Source organism: Streptomyces sp. NPDC101237 (assembly GCF_044767465.1).
GTDB lineage: Bacteria > Actinomycetota > Actinomycetes > Streptomycetales > Streptomycetaceae > Streptomyces > Streptomyces gramineus.
The window spans coordinates 1-15,474 of record NZ_JBIWNY010000022.1 but is presented as its reverse complement, the minus strand read 5'-3'; the positions used below and the strand labels follow the sequence as shown (position 1 = coordinate 15,474).

Annotated in this window: 14 protein-coding genes and 2 pseudogenes; 8 read left to right on the top strand and 8 right to left on the bottom strand. The window is 70.8% G+C overall.

Annotation, left to right across the window (positions count from 1 at the left end; all coding sequences use genetic code 11):
* Positions 1 to 18: 18 nt before the first annotated feature.
* The 6 genes from ACIRQ9_RS29055 (at position 19) to ACIRQ9_RS29030 (ending at position 4,549) form a co-directional block, all read left to right on the top strand.
* Positions 19 to 798 (top strand): exodeoxyribonuclease III, encoded by a 780-nt coding sequence (locus ACIRQ9_RS29055; RefSeq protein WP_404179741.1) that lies wholly within the window; start codon positions 19 to 21, stop codon positions 796 to 798.
* A 16-nt stretch (positions 799 to 814) separates the two neighbouring features.
* Positions 815 to 1,222, top strand: coding sequence for a DUF6278 family protein (locus ACIRQ9_RS29050; protein WP_404179738.1), 408 nt, complete (start codon positions 815 to 817; stop codon positions 1,220 to 1,222).
* A gap of 131 nt (positions 1,223 to 1,353) precedes the next feature.
* Positions 1,354 to 2,097 (top strand): amino acid ABC transporter ATP-binding protein, encoded by a 744-nt coding sequence (locus ACIRQ9_RS29045; protein ID WP_404179735.1) that lies wholly within the window; start codon positions 1,354 to 1,356, stop codon positions 2,095 to 2,097.
* A 15-nt stretch (positions 2,098 to 2,112) separates the two neighbouring features.
* On the top strand, positions 2,113 to 3,048 hold the full coding sequence (locus ACIRQ9_RS29040) for a glutamate ABC transporter substrate-binding protein (protein ID WP_404179732.1): 936 nt from the start codon (positions 2,113 to 2,115) through the stop codon (positions 3,046 to 3,048).
* A gap of 11 nt (positions 3,049 to 3,059) precedes the next feature.
* Positions 3,060 to 3,704 carry an amino acid ABC transporter permease gene (locus tag ACIRQ9_RS29035; protein ID WP_404179729.1) on the top strand — a complete coding sequence of 215 codons (645 nt, stop codon included), beginning with the start codon at positions 3,060 to 3,062 and terminating at the stop codon, positions 3,702 to 3,704.
* Positions 3,701 to 4,549: an amino acid ABC transporter permease gene (locus ACIRQ9_RS29030; protein WP_404179726.1), complete on the top strand. Its 849-nt coding sequence runs from the start codon at positions 3,701 to 3,703 to the stop codon at positions 4,547 to 4,549. The genes ACIRQ9_RS29035 and ACIRQ9_RS29030 overlap by 4 nt, the downstream gene beginning before the upstream one ends.
* 43 nt (positions 4,550 to 4,592) lie before the next feature.
* Here the strand turns inward: ACIRQ9_RS29030 and ACIRQ9_RS29025 are convergent, their stop codons facing one another.
* Positions 4,593 to 6,146, bottom strand: a complete 1,554-nt coding sequence (locus ACIRQ9_RS29025) for a CocE/NonD family hydrolase (protein WP_404179723.1) — start codon at positions 6,144 to 6,146, stop codon at positions 4,593 to 4,595.
* A 116-nt stretch (positions 6,147 to 6,262) separates the two neighbouring features.
* A pseudogene (locus ACIRQ9_RS29020) lies at positions 6,263 to 6,706 on the bottom strand (hypothetical protein); the annotation flags it as partial.
* Between the two features lie 172 nt (positions 6,707 to 6,878).
* Between ACIRQ9_RS29020 and ACIRQ9_RS29015 the strand changes: the two are divergent.
* Positions 6,879 to 7,136 (top strand): annotated as a pseudogene (locus ACIRQ9_RS29015) (NAD(P)H-binding protein); the annotation flags it as partial.
* Positions 7,137 to 7,414: 278 nt separating this feature from the next.
* Here the strand turns inward: ACIRQ9_RS29015 and ACIRQ9_RS29010 are convergent.
* The 6 genes from ACIRQ9_RS29010 to ACIRQ9_RS28985 form a co-directional block, all read right to left on the bottom strand.
* Positions 7,415 to 8,119 carry a hypothetical protein gene (locus ACIRQ9_RS29010; RefSeq protein ID WP_404179721.1) on the bottom strand — a complete coding sequence of 235 codons (705 nt, stop codon included), beginning with the start codon at positions 8,117 to 8,119 and terminating at the stop codon, positions 7,415 to 7,417.
* 267 nt (positions 8,120 to 8,386) lie between these two features.
* A complete protein-coding gene (locus tag ACIRQ9_RS29005; RefSeq protein WP_404179718.1) occupies positions 8,387 to 8,611 on the bottom strand; it encodes a DoxX family protein in 225 nt (74 codons plus the stop codon).
* A complete protein-coding gene (locus ACIRQ9_RS29000; protein WP_404179715.1) occupies positions 8,608 to 10,641 on the bottom strand; it encodes an acetoacetate--CoA ligase in 2,034 nt (677 codons plus the stop codon). Before ACIRQ9_RS29000 ends, ACIRQ9_RS29005 begins: the two co-directional genes overlap by 4 nt.
* Positions 10,638 to 12,278, bottom strand: coding sequence for a bifunctional 3-(3-hydroxy-phenyl)propionate/3-hydroxycinnamic acid hydroxylase (locus tag ACIRQ9_RS28995; protein WP_404179712.1), 1,641 nt, complete (start codon positions 12,276 to 12,278; stop codon positions 10,638 to 10,640). The genes ACIRQ9_RS29000 and ACIRQ9_RS28995 overlap by 4 nt, the downstream gene beginning before the upstream one ends.
* Positions 12,275 to 13,249 (bottom strand): fumarylacetoacetate hydrolase family protein, encoded by a 975-nt coding sequence (locus tag ACIRQ9_RS28990; protein WP_404179709.1) that lies wholly within the window; start codon positions 13,247 to 13,249, stop codon positions 12,275 to 12,277. The genes ACIRQ9_RS28995 and ACIRQ9_RS28990 overlap by 4 nt, the downstream gene beginning before the upstream one ends.
* On the bottom strand, positions 13,246 to 14,391 hold the full coding sequence (locus ACIRQ9_RS28985; protein WP_404179706.1) for a VOC family protein: 1,146 nt from the start codon (positions 14,389 to 14,391) through the stop codon (positions 13,246 to 13,248). The genes ACIRQ9_RS28990 and ACIRQ9_RS28985 overlap by 4 nt, the downstream gene beginning before the upstream one ends.
* Before the next feature lie 136 nt (positions 14,392 to 14,527).
* On the opposite strand from ACIRQ9_RS28985, the gene ACIRQ9_RS28980 reads away from it, so the two are divergent.
* Positions 14,528 to 15,163, top strand: a complete 636-nt coding sequence (locus ACIRQ9_RS28980) for a TetR/AcrR family transcriptional regulator (protein ID WP_404179703.1) — start codon at positions 14,528 to 14,530, stop codon at positions 15,161 to 15,163.
* Positions 15,164 to 15,474: the final 311 nt, after the last annotated feature.

Here is a 15,474-nt window from a genome sequence, read left to right as displayed (position 1 = left end):
CCCGGTAGGTTGTCGGGCATGCGCATCGCGACCTGGAACGTGAACTCGATCACCGCCCGCCTGCCGAGGCTCCTCGCCTGGCTGGAGAGCAGCGGCACCGACGTGCTCTGCCTCCAGGAGGCCAAGGTCGCCGAGGCGCAGTTCCCCGCGGAACAGCTGCGCGAGCTGGGCTACGAGGCGGCGGTGCACGCCACCGGCCGGTGGAACGGCGTGGCGGTGCTGTCCAGGGTCGGCCTGGAGGACGTCGTCAAGGGCCTGCCCGGCGATCCGGGCTACGACGGGAGCGTGGAGCCCCGCGCGATCTCGGCGACCTGCGGCCCGGTCCGCGTCTGGTCGGTGTACGTGCCCAACGGCCGCGAGGTGGACCACCCGCACTACGCCTACAAGCTCCGCTGGTTCGAGGCCCTCAAGGCCGCCGTGGCCGGGGACGCGGGCGGCAGCCGCCCCTTCGCGGTCCTCGGCGACTACAACGTGGCGCCGACGGACGAGGACGTCTTCGACCCGGCCGCCTTCGAGGGACTGACCCACGTCACCGCGGCCGAGCGCGCCGCCCTGACCGCCCTGCGGGAGACCGGCCTGTCCGACGTGGTCCCGCGCCCGCTGAAGTACGACCGCCCATACACCTACTGGGACTACCGCCAGCTCGCCTTCCCGAAGAACCGCGGCATGCGCATCGACCTGGTGTACGGCAACGAACCCTTCGCCAAGGCCGTGTCGGACGCCTACGTGGACCGTGAGGAGCGCAAGGGAAAGGGTGCCTCCGATCACGCTCCGGTGGTGGTGGACCTGGACGTGTAGGTGCCAACCTGACTCCATGAACATCCCTTTTCTGGGCAACAGGCACGCCAAGGCCGGCGGTGTCCCCCCGACCGCCGATCCCGACCTGCTCGCCGAGTGCGAGCTGCTGCGCGCCCAGGCGGCCGAGGAGGGTGTCGTGCTCGACGACACCCCGGCCTCGCTGGAGGCCCTCGACCAGTTGATCCCGCGCTGGCGGGACGACGAGGAGACCCTGACCTGGCTCGGGACCGACGCCGGCCTGTATCTGGGCACCGTGCTGATCCGGACCGTGCCCGGCGCCCGGTGGGAGATCCGCGCGGACGGTGAGCCGGTCGTGCGGCTGACGTCCGGGCGGGAGATCGAGGTCGTGGAGTCCGGCCACGACTGGGCCGCGAGCGGGGTCCCCGAGCTGTCCCAGCTCTACGCGGAGGTCGCCGAGGCCTGACCGGCGGCGGCCGCCATAAAGACGGTGTAAATACGGCTAATACCCGACAAGTGCGTGTCGTGCCGCACGTCCTCGCCCGGCTGGATAGTTTGCGGCGACCACGACACGGCTGAGAGTGGGTAGGGCTGCGTATGGCCGCCGATCCTTTGATCGAGCTGCGTGACGTCAACAAGTACTACGGGAAGCTCCACGTCCTGCGGGACGTCGACCTCACCGTCGGCAAGGGCGAGGTGGTCGCCGTCATCGGACCCTCGGGGTCGGGAAAGTCGACGTTGTGCCGCACGATCAACCGCCTGGAGACCATCCAGTCCGGCCGGATCACGCTCGACGGAAGGCCCCTCCCCGAGGAGGGCAAAGCCCTCGCCCGGCTCCGCGCCGAGGTCGGCATGGTCTTCCAGTCCTTCAACCTCTTCGCCCACAAGACGGTCCTGCAGAACGTCTCCCTCGCCCAGGTCAAGGTCCGCCGGCGCGGCAGGGAGCAGGCCGACCGGCGCTCGCTGGAGCTCCTGGACCGCGTGGGCCTGTCGGCGCACGCCGCGAAGTTCCCCGCCCAGCTCTCCGGCGGCCAGCAGCAGCGCGTGGCCATCGCCCGCGCCCTCGCCATGGAGCCCAGGGCCCTGCTCTTCGACGAGCCCACCTCGGCCCTCGACCCCGAGATGATCAACGAAGTCCTCGACGTGATGCGGCAGCTCGCCCGGGACGGCATGACCATGGTCGTCGTCACCCACGAGATGGGCTTCGCCCGCTCCGCCGCGCACCGCGTGGTGTTCATGGCCGACGGCCGGATCGTCGAGGACCGCGCCCCGGAGGAGTTCTTCACCGCCCCGCGCAGCCGGCGCGCCAGGGACTTCCTGGCCACGATCCTCAAGCACTGAGCGGGGAGCGCGACCATGTTCCACAGCACCCGTCCGCCCGCCGTCCCCGCCCTGCTGGGCGTCCTGTCTGCCGCGCTGCTCGCCGCCGCCGCGACCGCGGGCTGCGGCAAGGAGGGCAGCCCGCCCCGGAAGGGCCCGGCGGCCGGGACGCTCCCGCACTACCAGGTGGCGCGGAACGTGCGGCTGCCCGCGTCCCGGACCTGGACCAGGGCGACACGGCGCGGCTACTTCGTCGTGGGCGCCAAGGAGGACCAGCCCTACCTCGGCGAGCGGGACCCGGCCACCGGCGCCTACTCGGGCTTCGACATCGAGATCGCCAGGATGATGTCCGCCTCCCTCGGGCTCGCGCCGGCGACCGTCCGCTTCCGCACCATCGCCTCCGCCAACCGCGAGACCGCCCTGCGCAACGGCCAGATCGACTACTACGTCGGCACCTACACCATCAACGCCAACCGCCGGAACCTGGTCGGCTTCGCCGGGCCCTACTACCTGGCGGGCCAGTCCCTGCTGGTGCGCCACGACGAGAACGACATCCACGGCCCGCGGGACCTCGCGGGCAGGCGCGTCTGCTCGGCCGCCGGGTCGACGCCGTACCAGCGGATCAAGGCCGACTACCCGAAGGCCGTCCTCGTCGCCTACGACACCTACTCGGTGTGCGTGGACAACCTGCTCACCTACCAGGTCGCCGCCGTCACCACCGACGACGCGATCCTCATCGGCTACGCGGCGAAGGCCCCCGGCGAACTCAAGGTCGTCGGCAGGCCCTTCTCCCGTGAGCCGTACGGCATCGGCGTCCCGCGCGACGACCCCGCGCTGCGCTTCGCGATGGACGACGCGCTGGCGGCCCGTGAGAAGAACGGCGACTGGAAGAAGGCGTACGACGCGACGCTCGGCCTGTCCGGCGTGCCCGCCCCGAAACCGCCCCCGATCGACCGCTATCCCGCGAGCTGAGCGAGGCCGGCATGAACGTCCTGACGGACAACTTCCGCACGTACGCCGAGGGTTTCCTCGGCACCCTCCGGCTGACCGTCTACGCCTCGGCGCTGGCCCTCGTCCTGGGCTTCCTGACGGCGTCCTTCCGGGTCGCGCCCGTCGGCTCGCTGCGGTTCCTCGGCACGGCCTGGGTCACCGTGCTCCGCAACACCCCGCTCACCCTGCTGTTCTTCGCGGTGCTGCTCGGCCTGCCCCGGTTCGGACTCGTGCTGCCCTTCGAGGTGTTCGCGGTCCTCGCGCTCGGCTGCTACACCTCGGCGTTCGTCTGCGAGGCGCTGCGCGCCGGCATCAACACCGTGCCGAAGGGGCAGGGCGAGGCCGCCCGCAGCCTCGGCATGACCTTCGGGCAGACCCTCGGCCTGGTGATCCTGCCGCAGGCGTTCCGTTCGGTCATCCAGCCGGTGGGCTCCACCCTCATCGCGCTCGCCAAGAACTCCGCGATCGCGGGAGCGTTCAGCGTCACCGAACTCCTCGGCACCTACCGGACGCTGAGCGAACTCGGCTACGACATCGTCTGGACGTTCGTCTGGATCGCCGCCGGCTACCTCCTCGTCACCCTGGCCATCAGCGCGCTGTTCGGCCTGCTGGAGCGGAAGTGGGGGATCGCCCGATGACCGAGGCGAGTGCGCTCTACGACGTCCCGGGACCCCGCACCCGGCGACGGCACGCGCTGTACGGCGCCCTGTCGGTCCTCGCCGTGCTCGGCCTGGCCCTCTGGATCCTGTATCTGCTCGTCGACACCGCCCAGTTCACGCGGACCAAGTGGATGCCCTTCGCCTACGAGGGAATCCAGGAACTCCTGCTGCGGGGCCTCGGCAACACGCTCAAGGCGTTCGCGGCCGCCGCCGCCCTCTCCCTGGCGCTCGGCGGACTGCTGGCCACCGGCCGGCTCTCCGAGCACCGCACGGTGCGCCTGGCGGCCACCGCCGTCGTGGAGTTCTTCCGTGCCATGCCCGTCCTGGTCATGATCTTCTTCATCTTCGTGGCGCTCAAGGTCCATCCGCTGCCCGCCCTGGTCGCCGGACTCACCCTCTACAACGGCTCGGTGCTCGCCGAGGTGTTCCGCTCCGGGGTGAACGGCGTCGAACGCGGCCAGCGGGAGGCCGCGTTCGCGCTCGGCATGCGCAAGACCCAGGTCATGTCGTACGTCCTGGCGCCGCAGGCCGTGCGGGCCATGCTGCCCGCCGTCATCAGTCAGCTCGTGGTGGCCCTCAAGGACACCTCGCTGGGTTACCTCATCACCTACGAGGAGTTCCTCCATGCCGGGAAACTGATCGCGTCCAACCTCGACTACGATTTGCCCTTCATCCCCGTGGTGATGGTGATCTCGCCGATCTACATCGGGATGTGCATGTTGCTCTCGTGGTTCGCCGGCCGGGCGGCCGGAAGGGAGCAGCGCGGTCCCAGGACCGAGGCCGCCGTGGCGGCCCCGGCCGAACCGGGGACGCTGCTGCCGTAGGGGGCGGCAGCCAGGGCCAGGCCCGGCCGGCGGCAGCCGGAGATCACTGCTCGCGCAGCGGGACGGACACGTACGACGGGTCGTCCACCGGCGAGGAGAAGGTCAGCTGCGCGCCGGACGGGTTGTGCTCGATGTAGAGCGGGTCCACCGTGTCGACCACCAGCGCGAGCCGGTGCCCGGCCGGCACGTCGTAGGCCGTGGAGAACAGGTCAAGATCTACGTCGAACGCCTGGCCGGGGGTGCGGTCGTACCAGGTGTACGGCGCGTGGGTGACCAGTCTGCCGAGGCCGAGCGGGCCCACGTCGTACAGGTAGGCGACGAGGGTGCCGCTCTCCTTGGTCGGGGTGAGGGTGGTGTGCAGCCGTGCCGTGCCGCGCACCCGCCGGGCGCTGCCGTACCGTTCGGACTGCCAGACGGCGGCCCAGCGGCGGGGCAGCAGCGGGATCGACGCGACCGGGGGCAGCCGGGCGATCTGGTCGAGCAGGCCGGACAGGAGCACCACCCCGCCGTCCGCGCCCGAGTCGACGTTCGCGTGGATCGTGGCCGACCCGGCGAGGGCCATCTCGGTGCGGGTGGCGCCCACCGACTTCCAGTCCGGGTAGCCCTCGTAGCCGCCGTCGGTGCGCGAGGCGAGCTGGACCGGCTGCTCGCGGTCGACGCCGTTGTCCGCGCCCTTGAGATAGTGGTCGAACCAGCGCTCGGTGTCGGTCCACACGTCGTTGGGCAGCCCGAGCAGGCCGCTCAGCTCGGCGGTGGCGTGGTCGCCGGGACGCAGTTCCAGGCGCTTGGGGCCGGTCAGCTTCCCGTAGAAGTCGGCGTACTGGTTGGCCGGGAAGATGGAGTCGCTCCAGGCGTTGGCCATGAAGACGGCCGGGCGGTTCGCGTTGAGCTGGTCGAGGTAGCTCGCGACGGAACGTTTCCGCCCCCAGGCGATCATGTCCTGTTCCCGCTCCAGGTTCGAGGCGTAGAAGTCCTGGAAGATCTGCCGGACTTCGGGGCTCTCGCGCCCGGTCAGGGTCGCCGAGCCGTCCAGCAGGGCCGTCGCCTCGACGTGCTGGGTACGGCCGGAGTAGATCGAGTCGATCAGGTCGGCCCAGCCGCTGAGCGCGCCGACCGCCTTGATGCGCTTGTCGTGCGCGGCGGCCAGCAGGCTGATCCCGGCTCCGTAGGAGACTCCCGCGATGCCGATGTGCGCGGGATCCGCCGCGGTGTTGGCGAGGGCCCAGTCGATGACCTTGGACGCGTCCGCCACGTCCGGCGGACCGGCCACTTCTATCCGCCCGCCGGACTGCCAGAACCCGCGCACGTTGTAACTGAGCACGATGTAGCCGGAGTCGGCGAGCTTTTGGGCCTGGGCCAGGTACTCGACCTGGGGCAGCGACCAGCTCGTGGGCAGCACGATGAGCGGGTGGCGCCGTGCCGCGCCGGCGTCCGCGGGCGTGACGACGTTCGCCTTGAGCACCGTGCCGCCGTCGCCGGTGATGTCGACGAAGCGGACGGCAGCGGCGGCCTGGGCGGTGGGCGCCAGGCCGATGAGGGTGCCGGCGATCAGGGCCGCCGAGACGGCCCCCGCGGCGGTGGTGCGACCGTGTCCCATGGGTCACTCCTCACTCGTGTCAGTGCAAAGTGACCCGACGGTAGCCGCGACGCCTTACCGCAAGTAACCCGTCGGTAAGTTACGTGCCAGTAACGATTGTTGAATCGTGCGGGCGATCAGGGGGCGCGGTGCGAGGCGGGGGAGGGCGCGGTCGCGGCGGGCGGCAGCGGAGCCTGCGCGGCCCGGGTGACGTCCTCGACGAGTTCCACCACGTCGGGCCCGTACGCCTGCGAGTTGACGACCTTGAGGAGCAGCACGAACGTGCTGTTGCCGTGCTTGCGGGCGAGCCGCTGGTGATTGCGGGCGAGGTAGCGGGTGGCCGCCTGGTTGGTGATCGCGCGCTGCCCGCAGAACAGGAACACCGGCCGGGCGTCCGGGCGCTGGCCGGCGGTGAGACGCGCGAGCATCACGTACTCGGTGACGCCCGGGTCGAGGCGGTAGCGTTCGCCGCCGATCTGGAAGGCGCCGCGGTCCGGGCCCGGCTCCGGGTCGACGTTGACGCGCACACCGGGCAGCATCGCCGACATGTGGGCCACCATGCGCCGGTTCGGACGCGGTCCAGGAGTCCCCCTGTTCTATAAGGAGTCGTTCCCACGGGCGCGGGGGTTGCTCGGCAGCGACGGACAGGCTCGTCGACGGGGTGATGTCGTCCCCGCGCCCGCGGGGTTGCTCGCTGACCGCCGAGGAGGCGATCGCCCCGGGCGTGTCGTCCCCGTGCCCGCGGGGGTTGCTCTGGCACACCGCACGGGCCGGTGCACCGCTTGTCGTCGTCAGAGGTTGCTCGCCGCGCGTGGTGAGCACGTCGCCGGGATCATCCGCAGGCCGGAGCAAGCGAGCGATCTGCGGGCGGTCGGCGCCGAGCCCGTCGTGTGCGACCTCGAATCGGCGACGGTCGGTGAGGTCGTGGGGCATCTGGAAGGCGCGAGCGCGGTCGTCTTCGCGGCCGGAGCTGGGGCGGGCAGCAGGTTCGCCCGTAAGGACACGGTCGACCTGCTACCCGTCGGACCGGGACGTGCGGACCAACAAGACCGAACCTCATGATGTTCGATCGTCAGGCTGCCCTCGGGCGCGGGCCCCTGGCGCTTCACGTGCTACCGACCGGTTGTCGCTCGGTACAGCCTCATCGTTGCCTGGCCCCTCGGCGCAGCGGAAGAAGGCGTTGGTTACCGCGCTGCCACGTCCGTAAGACGCGCCCTCAGGCTGGGCGGACCCGATCAGCCGTGATCTCCGTCTCGCGGCGGGAGCTTGCTCGGCTGACGGGTGCTGCATCAGCTGCTCGTGCCGCCGTCGCCATCGCCGTCGGCATCGGATTCGGAAGAATGCCGCTGTCTCCCGCCGCCCGAAGCGGAGTCGCCTCCTTGTTCTTCCAACAGCTCACGGAGTGCGGCATCCGCCCTTTTCTGGTCCTCCTTCGTCAGCTCGACCGGCGCGTTGTTGTAGACGGTGTAGCGGTCCGGATCGGTGATGTTGGCGGCCCGCAGGGTGAACGTCAGCAGGCGGCGCCACCCCTTGCGGTGGCCGACCCTTGCCTGGAGCTGGACCTTGAAGTCACGGGCTTCCGGCAGGAACCCGGAGAAGGGTGCCTCGAACTCGACGAAGAGTTGCTGCGCCTCTCTTCCGGGCACGACGAAGCCGGCCGGCAGTTTCGCATCCTCGTCCGGCCCTGGCTGGAGGCGGGAGGGCGAGGACACCCACAGCAGCGGCAGGTGGGAAGCGGGCTCGTCAGGGAAGGTCAGGATGAGGTCCTGCACGACTATCGGCTTGGGACCGGTGTTGTGAAGGACGAGCGGGAGCCGCAGGCGGGCGGTGGACGAGTGGATGATCGCTGCGAAGGCATGAGGCTCCCACGTCTTCAGACGCCCCTGTCTGGCGTTGAGCCACCAGAACGACGCGACGGTGAAGAGCAATGCGCAGACCGACACCACACCGGCGCCTGTGAGCGATGAGGACGCGGCCTGATCGGTCGCGGTCATCAGCGGAGCCACAGATTCAGTCTGCCAGCGCCGGCGTGGGCTCGCTAAGTGGACCCGAGACCTCCGCGACCTGCGCGCAGCAGCCGACGAGCAGGACGGTCCTGCGTGTCACAGGGCTCGCCGCACCGCTCGGCCCACGTCACGCGCCGCCACTGGCAAGCGGCACGAGATACCAGGCGACCAGTGCGGCGCACACCCTCGCGGGGAGGAGTTCGGGCAGTTGGTCTCCCTTGCGCACGTGCGTGGTCACAGGACCGGCGAGCAGCATCAGCAGGCCGAGGCCGGCCAGCTCTCCGAACAGCGGCAGGACCGGGCCGAGGCCGCGCCGATGGCGCCCGCCAGCTCCAGCGCACCGATCAACCGGTAGGAGGCGGTGGTGAAGCCGGCGTGGGCGGCCAGCTCGGGCATCGGACCGAGCGCCATGATCTTGGCTACGCCCAGCAGGGCGAAGATCAGCACGATCAGACAGGCGAGGACGGCGGAAAGGCTCATGAAGCGTCCTTGACGGTGTGCGGGTGGCGAGCCCGGCGGCGTTCGGCTCCCAGGTCGGCGAAGTAGGCGACGAGGTCCGGGTTGTCGACCGCCGAGGGATTGAGGACCTGCTCGGCAGGCGCGCCCTGGAGGAGGCGCTTGACCGGGACCTCGAGTTTCTTGCCGGTCCTGGTGTGCGGGATGGCCGGCACGGCGAGGATCTCGTCGGGGACGTGGCGGGGCGAGGCGCCGGTGCGGACGGCTTCGCGGATCTTCTCACGCAGGGCGTCGTCCAGGGTGACACCGGGCGCGGGGACGACGAACAGGGGCATCCAGTAGCCGCCGTCGGGTTCCTCCGCACCGATGACGAGCGCCTCGTTGATCTCGGGAAGACGTTCGACGATGTCGTGGACGTCGGCACTGCCCAGGCGCACGCCGTTGCGGTTGAGGGTGGCGTCGGAGCGACCGTGGACGATCACCGAGCCGTGGGAGGTGAGGGTGATCCAGTCGCCGTGCCGCCACACGCCCGGGTAGGCGGTGAAGTATGCGTCACGGTAGCGGCTGCCGTCGGGGTCGTTCCAGAAGTACAGCGGCATGGAGGGCATCGGGCGGGTGACGACCAGTTCGCCGACCTGGTCGACGACCGGCCGTCCCGCCTCGTCATACGCCGCGAGCGCCACACCGAGGTTGGGGGCGGACACCTCGCCCGCCCAGACAGGGGTCGTGGGGGCGCTGCCGGCGAAGGCGGAGACGACGTCGGTGCCGCCGCTGGTGGAGGCGAGCTGGATACCGGCGCCCGCGTGGTCGCGGACCCAGGGATAGGCGGAGGCGGGCAGGGCGGAGCCGGTGCTGCCGATGGCGCGGATGGCCGACAGGTCGTGCACGCCGGGTTCGATGCCCAGCTTGGCCATGGCCAGCAGGTACTGGGGGCTGGTGCCGAAGACGGTGACTTTGTGGCGGGCCGCCAGCTCCCACAGGATGCCCGGGCGCGCCACCGGGGCGGGGCTGCCGTCGTAGGTGCAGGTGGTGGCGCCGGTCAGCAAGGTGGAGACGACCAGGTTCCACATCATCCAGTGGGTGGTGGTGTACCACAGCAGGCGGTCACCGACGCCCAGGTCGCAGTGCAGGGCGAGGATCTTGAGATGTTCGAGCAGGACGCCGCCATGGCCGTGGACGATGCCCTTGGGCAGGCCGGTGGTGCCGGAGGAGAAGACGATCCACAGCGGATGGTCGAACGGCACCGGCGTGATGGTGAGGTGTTCGGGGCGGGTGGCGGCGTCTTCCCAGAGAACCGTGAGGCTGGTGTGCCGGCCCTCGGGCCAGGTGAGGCCCAGGTGGTCCACAAGCACCGTGGCCTTGAGTGTGGGAAGGGCGTCGGCCAGTTCGAGGGAGGCGGCGCGGCGGTCGTGCCGGGTGCCGTTGAAGCGGTAGCCGTCCGCCGTGATGAGCACCGTGGGTTCGAGCTGGGCGAAGCGGTCGGCTGCGGCCTTGGGGGCGTAGTCCTGGCCGCACACCGACCACACCGCTCCCAGGCTGGCCGTGGCGAGGAAGGCGATGACGGCGTGGGGGGTGTTGGGCAGGTAGCCGACCACCCGGTCGCCCTGGCCGACGCCCAGGTCGCGCAGGGTGGCGGAGACGGAGGCGACTTGGGTGCGCAGCTGCCGTCCCGTGATCTCGTAGCCGGCCCCGGTCTCGTCCAGTGCGGTGATCGCGGGTGCGTCCGGGTGCAGGTTGCGCAGCGCGTGGTGGGCGTAGTTGAGGGTGGCGCCGGCGAACCAGCGGGCGCCGGGCATGGTCTCCTCGGCCAGCACCTGCTCGTACGGGGTGGTCGCGTCGATGTCGAAGTACTCCCATACCGCCGCCCAGAACCCTTCCAGGTCGGTGACGGACCAGCGGTGCAGGGCCTGGTAGTCGGTGGGATCCTCGATGCCTTCGGCATGCTTGCGCCGGGTGGCCCAGCGGGCGAAGTCCGCTATGCGGCTGCCGGCGGCCGTCTTCGGGTCGGGCGGCAGGAACGGTTCCGGATGCGGCGTGGGATGCGGGGTGGTCACGGTGCGGTGCTCCTCGGCAGGGAGACGGGGCGGGCATCGGTGGTACGGCGGGCCGTGTGGAGCAGGGAGGCCCAGGACGTGGGGTCCGGGAAGCGGCCGGTCCCGGCGGGGACGGTGTCCATCACGACGCGGTCGGGGCGCAGCAGGACGGCGTCGGCCCGGCCGCGTGCCAGCCAGGCAGCGAGGGTGCCCTCGTCGCCGAGGTCGTCGACGTGGATCGTCGGGGCGTCCAGTGCCGTGGCCACTGCCGTCATCTGCGCCGTGGCCGGTACGGCGGTCAGGACGACGAAGGCGTCCCGGACGACGTCATCGAGGCGTACTCGCCTGCCGTCGTGCCGTATCCAGGGCTGCGGGCAGAAGGTGCCGGCCAGCACGCGGCCGGCCAGCCTGGGCCGGCGCCGTACCAGTGGGCCGACGGCCAGAGCGGGGCTGAGGTCACGGCTCACCGCCTCGGTCACGCCGGGTATGCGACACACCGTGCCCACGACGGCCCGGCGAAACGCCGCACCGCGGTCCTGTCCTCCGGTCATGGCCCAGCCGACGGCGACCGCCAGGCGGATCACATGGCAGGCGTGCGGCTTGCGCTCGCGTTCGTAGGTGTCCAGCAGTTCCTCGGGAGCGCCCTGTCGGAGGACCCGGGCGAGTTTCCAGGTGAGGTTGTTGGCGTCGCGCAGGCCGGAGCACAGACCCTGCCCGACGAAGGGCGGGGTCAGGTGGGCGGCGTCGCCCAGCAGGAAGACCCGCCCCCTGCGCCACCGGTCGGCGAGACGAGCCTGGAAGGTGTACTGCGCCTGCCGTATCACCTCGAAGTCGTCGCTCTGCGAGGCCGGCAGATCCACCCAAGGGGCGATCAGCTCGCGCAGGCGCTCCCATCCGTCCGGGCCCTCCAGGTTCTGGTCGTCGGCCAGCCGGAACTCCCAGCGGTAGCGGTCGTCGCTGATGCGCATGAAGGTGGCCGGTCTGGTGGGGGAGCAGATCTGCTCGGCGCCTTCCCAGGTCCGCACCGGGCGGCTGGTGCGCACGTCGATGACCCGCCAGCTCTCCTGGAAGTGCAGGTCCTCCCAGGCGGCACCGATGGCGTCACGGGTAAGGCTGCCCGCACCGTCGCAGCCGAGGACGGCATCGGCCCACAGGTGCTCCTCCTCGTCGCCGCCTTCGCGCCGGAAGGTGACCCGGACGGGGCCCGTCGGATCGTCGGGTGCGTCGGTGTTCGGCGTGTCGGACTGGGTGACGGACACGACCTCCACCCCGCTCCACAGCTCGCACTCCGGGCTGCGCGCAAGGGCGCCCCGCAGCAGGCGTTCCAGCTCGGGCTGGTCGAACATGCTCAGCTGCGGGAAGCCGTGGAGTCCCTGCATGGACCGAGGGAACTCGCTGATCACGCGGCGCCGCGCGTCCAGCAGTCGTAGCCCGGGCGCAGGCCGGGCGATGGCGGCGAACTCCTCGTGGACGCCGACGCTCTGCAGGATCCGGCGGACCTCGTCGTCCATGACGACAGCGCGCGGCAGTGGGTAGATGTCCCGGTGGCGTTCCAGGAGCAAAGTGCGCACTCCGTGCCGGGCGAGCAGGAGCGCGGCCGTGACGCCCACGGGTCCGGCGCCGATGATCACTACCGGTCTTCGGGCTGTGGCGCTCACGTCGCGTCCGCCACAGCGGTCCGCTGTTCGCCCAGGTCGATGTGCCCGTCGGGGGTGGCGATCATGGCCGTGACGAGGTCGCCGTCGCGCAGATACAGGGGATTCCTGGCCTGGCCGTTGAAGAACGCCTTCCACTTCAGCGCGGGCGGCAGCAGCCCACTGATCTTCGCGACCGGCTTGGGCGGCGCCTTCAGGGCGGTTCCGCCGGGTGTGCCGGTCAGCAGCAGGTCGCCCGGGGCGAGGGCCTGGAAGCGGGCGAGCAGGGTGAGCGCCTGCGCGGGCCGCACGATCATGTCGGCCAGGGTGCGGTCCTGACGCGTCACACCGTTCACCGACAGCCGCAGCCGCAGGTCGATCAAGCGGGCGAAGTCCTCGGGCTCCAGCAGGGCCAGGTACGGCCCGGTCGGGGTGAAGGTCGGGTAGGACTTGCTCTCGTAGAACTGCGTCTTGGTCAGCTGGACGTCGCGGGCGCTGACGTCGTTGGTGAGGACGAGCCCGGCGACGTACGACGGCAGGTCCCGCTCCTCCACGACGGTGCCCACGGGCAGCGGCGCGCCCATGACGAGGCCGAGTTCCACCTCGTAGTCGAGGAAGTTCACGTGCGTGGGGCGGACGATCGTGTCGTGCGGGCCGCTGACCGATCCGGACGCCTTACGGAAGAAGGTGGGCGGAATGTCGCCGGTGAAGCCCGAATCCTTGGCGTGGCTGCGGTAGTTGACCATCTGAGCCACCACGCGGCAGGGCGTGGTGACCGGGGGCAGCGCCACCAGGTCGGCGACGGGTGTGCCGCTTTCGCCGGAGGCGGCGGCTTCCCGCACGGCGTCACGGTCGGCGAGCAGTTCGGCGGTGGTGACCGCCTTGGTCTCGATGCGGACGGCGCGCTTGTCCCGGACGACCCACCAGCCTCCCCCACTCTCGGCTTCGCTCGAGCGGGAGGTGCCCCCAGGGGTGTGCAGAACGTTGGTGCTCATGAGCTCATCGCTTTCATCAGGCCCAGCAGGCGTGCGGGGTCGAGTTCGTTGTCGTCGCGCAGGGCCGTCATGACCTCGCGGAGCTTGGCGGGCGAGGGGTTGGTGCCCAGGAAGTCGCGGGTGACGGGCGGGCCCCACTGGGCCAGGCCGCTCGCCGACATCGGAGCCCATCCGGGTTCGAGGTCGCAGGAGAACAGGTCGCCGTCGGCGAAGTGCTCCAGCATGAAGCGGTCGGGGTCGCGCCAGTAGTCGAAGAGCTGGCTGCCCTGGATGTGCCGGCCGATGCCCCAGCTGCGCCGGTAGCCGCGCTCGGCCAGGTACTCCCCACCGGCGGCGATCGCGTCGAGGTCGGTGACCTGGTAGGCGGAGTGGACGTAGCCGGCGCCGGGCCCGAGGTGCAGGGCGAGGGTGTGGTGGTCCACGGGCGTGCTGCCCTGGTCGCAGCGGATGAACGCCATGGTCGGCCCGCGCTCGCGCTGCCCGTCCAGGAACAGGAAGTCGGACACGATCATCCCGAGGGTGTCCAGGTACCAGTCCAGCGTGCGGGCGAACGTCCGTGTCTCCAGCACCACATGGCCCAGGCGCTGGATGCGGGACGGCTCGCGGGGCGGGCGCTGGGTGGCGTTCGTACGGCGGGGTCCGGTGCCCGTGTTGAGGGTGAGTGGCGGCTGCTCGGGCAGTGCGGGCAGCGGTTCGGCGCAGTGCACCACCCGGACCGGGAGGCCCGAGGGATCGAACAGGGCGACCGACCGTCCGCCGCCGGGTACGTCGATGTCCCGGACGGTGTGTCCGACGGCTGCGGCCAGCCGGCCCACATCGGTCCGCTCGGCCGCGCGAAACGCCGGCCCGAGGAAGCGGGAGGCGTTCCCGCGCCGGATGACCATGCAGGGAGAGCCTGCGAACGTGCCGCGCAGCCACAGCTCGTGCCGGGTGCGAGCGGCGGTCGCGAAGCCGAAGTCACGGGCGAACACCTCGGCCCGGTCCAGGTCGGGTTTCTCGAACTCCAACCAGGCCAGGTCCGCCACCTTGATCACGGGGTTTCGGGATCGTCCGGGATGTTCGCCGCGTAGGGCGCCCTGCTCACTGTGGAGGTCTTGGTGGGGCGTCAGAGGACCGCCCTTGTCGACGGGGAGATGGGACATGGTGTCCTCCAAGCAACACTGCTGTAATGAGGAAATCATCAACTCTGCTGATTCACTCCGTCAATGGGTGCGGCCAAATATTGAGGACCTCATCAGTAATGGCAGTGTCATCGTGTCGGTGGTTACACTGGGCGGTATGTCGACGTCAGCCCTGCCCAAGAACCGCTTCGAGCGGCGCCGCGCCGAGACCCGTCAGGCGCTCGTCCGCGCGGCCCGGCAGATCCTCGCGGAGACCGGGGACACCAGCGTCAGCATCCAGGCCATCGCCGAGCGCGCCGATGTCGGCTTCGGCTCCTTCTACAACCACTTCGAGTCGAAGACGGAGCTGTTCGACGCCGCGGTGGCGGACGCCCTGGAGGAGTTCGGGCAGGTCATCGACGCGCGCGTGGAAGGCATCGACGACCCGGCCGAGCTGGTCGCGGCCGGTTTCCGGCTCACCGCCCGGATGGCCGACTCCCACCCGGAACTGCTACGGATCCTGCGTGACCGCGGTCTGGCCCACATCCACTCGGACAGCGGCCTCTCCCCGCGCGCCCTGCGCGACCTGGAGATCGGCGTCGCATCGGGCCGCTTCACCTTCGACAACGCGACCACCGCCCTGTCCGCCCTGGGCGGCATCCTGCTGTCCCTGATGGCTCTCAGGCTGGACCGCCCGGACCTGGACGGCGACGAGGCCGCCTCCGACCTGGCCGAGATGGTCCTGCGCATGCTCGGCCTCGCTGCGGACGACGCCCATGAGGTCACCCGGCGCCCGCTGCCCGATCTCGCCTGATGACGTCCTCCACCCGGAACGGCCCTCTGCGGTGCTCCGCCGGCGGCGACGTCGAGACTCGCGTCGGGGTCGTCCCGTAGTTCCTGCCGGGCGGTCGCGAGGATGCGTCTGCGGTTGGAGTGGGCATCCCCGCGTTGCGGAGTACGGCCCAGGGTGTCGGTCGTCGGCATGCTTCTGTCTCTCCGCGGTTGCCGGACAGTGGTGGGGGCCGGGGGGGCCCCACCCACCCGCGCCCCCACCACCCAGGCCACGGGGGGGTGTTTTTCTTGTGGAGGGGCGGAGGGGGGGAGGATTAGGGGGGTAGGGTGGCC

Bases quoted from the DNA above. Each gene is read 5' to 3' on its own strand.
- ACIRQ9_RS29055 (WP_404179741.1), top strand. From the start codon at position 19: ATGCGCATCGCGACCTGGAACGTGAACTCGATCACCGCCCGCCTGCCG.
- ACIRQ9_RS29050 (WP_404179738.1), top strand. From the start codon at position 815: ATGAACATCCCTTTTCTGGGCAACAGGCACGCCAAGGCCGGCGGTGTC.
- ACIRQ9_RS29045 (WP_404179735.1), top strand. From the start codon at position 1,354: ATGGCCGCCGATCCTTTGATCGAGCTGCGTGACGTCAACAAGTACTAC.
- ACIRQ9_RS29040 (WP_404179732.1), top strand. From the start codon at position 2,113: ATGTTCCACAGCACCCGTCCGCCCGCCGTCCCCGCCCTGCTGGGCGTC.
- ACIRQ9_RS29035 (WP_404179729.1), top strand. From the start codon at position 3,060: ATGAACGTCCTGACGGACAACTTCCGCACGTACGCCGAGGGTTTCCTC.
- ACIRQ9_RS29030 (WP_404179726.1), top strand. From the start codon at position 3,701: ATGACCGAGGCGAGTGCGCTCTACGACGTCCCGGGACCCCGCACCCGG.
- ACIRQ9_RS29025 (WP_404179723.1), bottom strand. From the start codon at position 6,146: ATGGGACACGGTCGCACCACCGCCGCGGGGGCCGTCTCGGCGGCCCTG.
- ACIRQ9_RS29010 (WP_404179721.1), bottom strand. From the start codon at position 8,119: ATGACCGCGACCGATCAGGCCGCGTCCTCATCGCTCACAGGCGCCGGT.
- ACIRQ9_RS29005 (WP_404179718.1), bottom strand. From the start codon at position 8,611: ATGAGCCTTTCCGCCGTCCTCGCCTGTCTGATCGTGCTGATCTTCGCC.
- ACIRQ9_RS28990 (WP_404179709.1), bottom strand. From the start codon at position 13,249: ATGAGCACCAACGTTCTGCACACCCCTGGGGGCACCTCCCGCTCGAGC.
- ACIRQ9_RS28985 (WP_404179706.1), bottom strand. From the start codon at position 14,391: ATGTCCCATCTCCCCGTCGACAAGGGCGGTCCTCTGACGCCCCACCAA.
- ACIRQ9_RS28980 (WP_404179703.1), top strand. From the start codon at position 14,528: ATGTCGACGTCAGCCCTGCCCAAGAACCGCTTCGAGCGGCGCCGCGCC.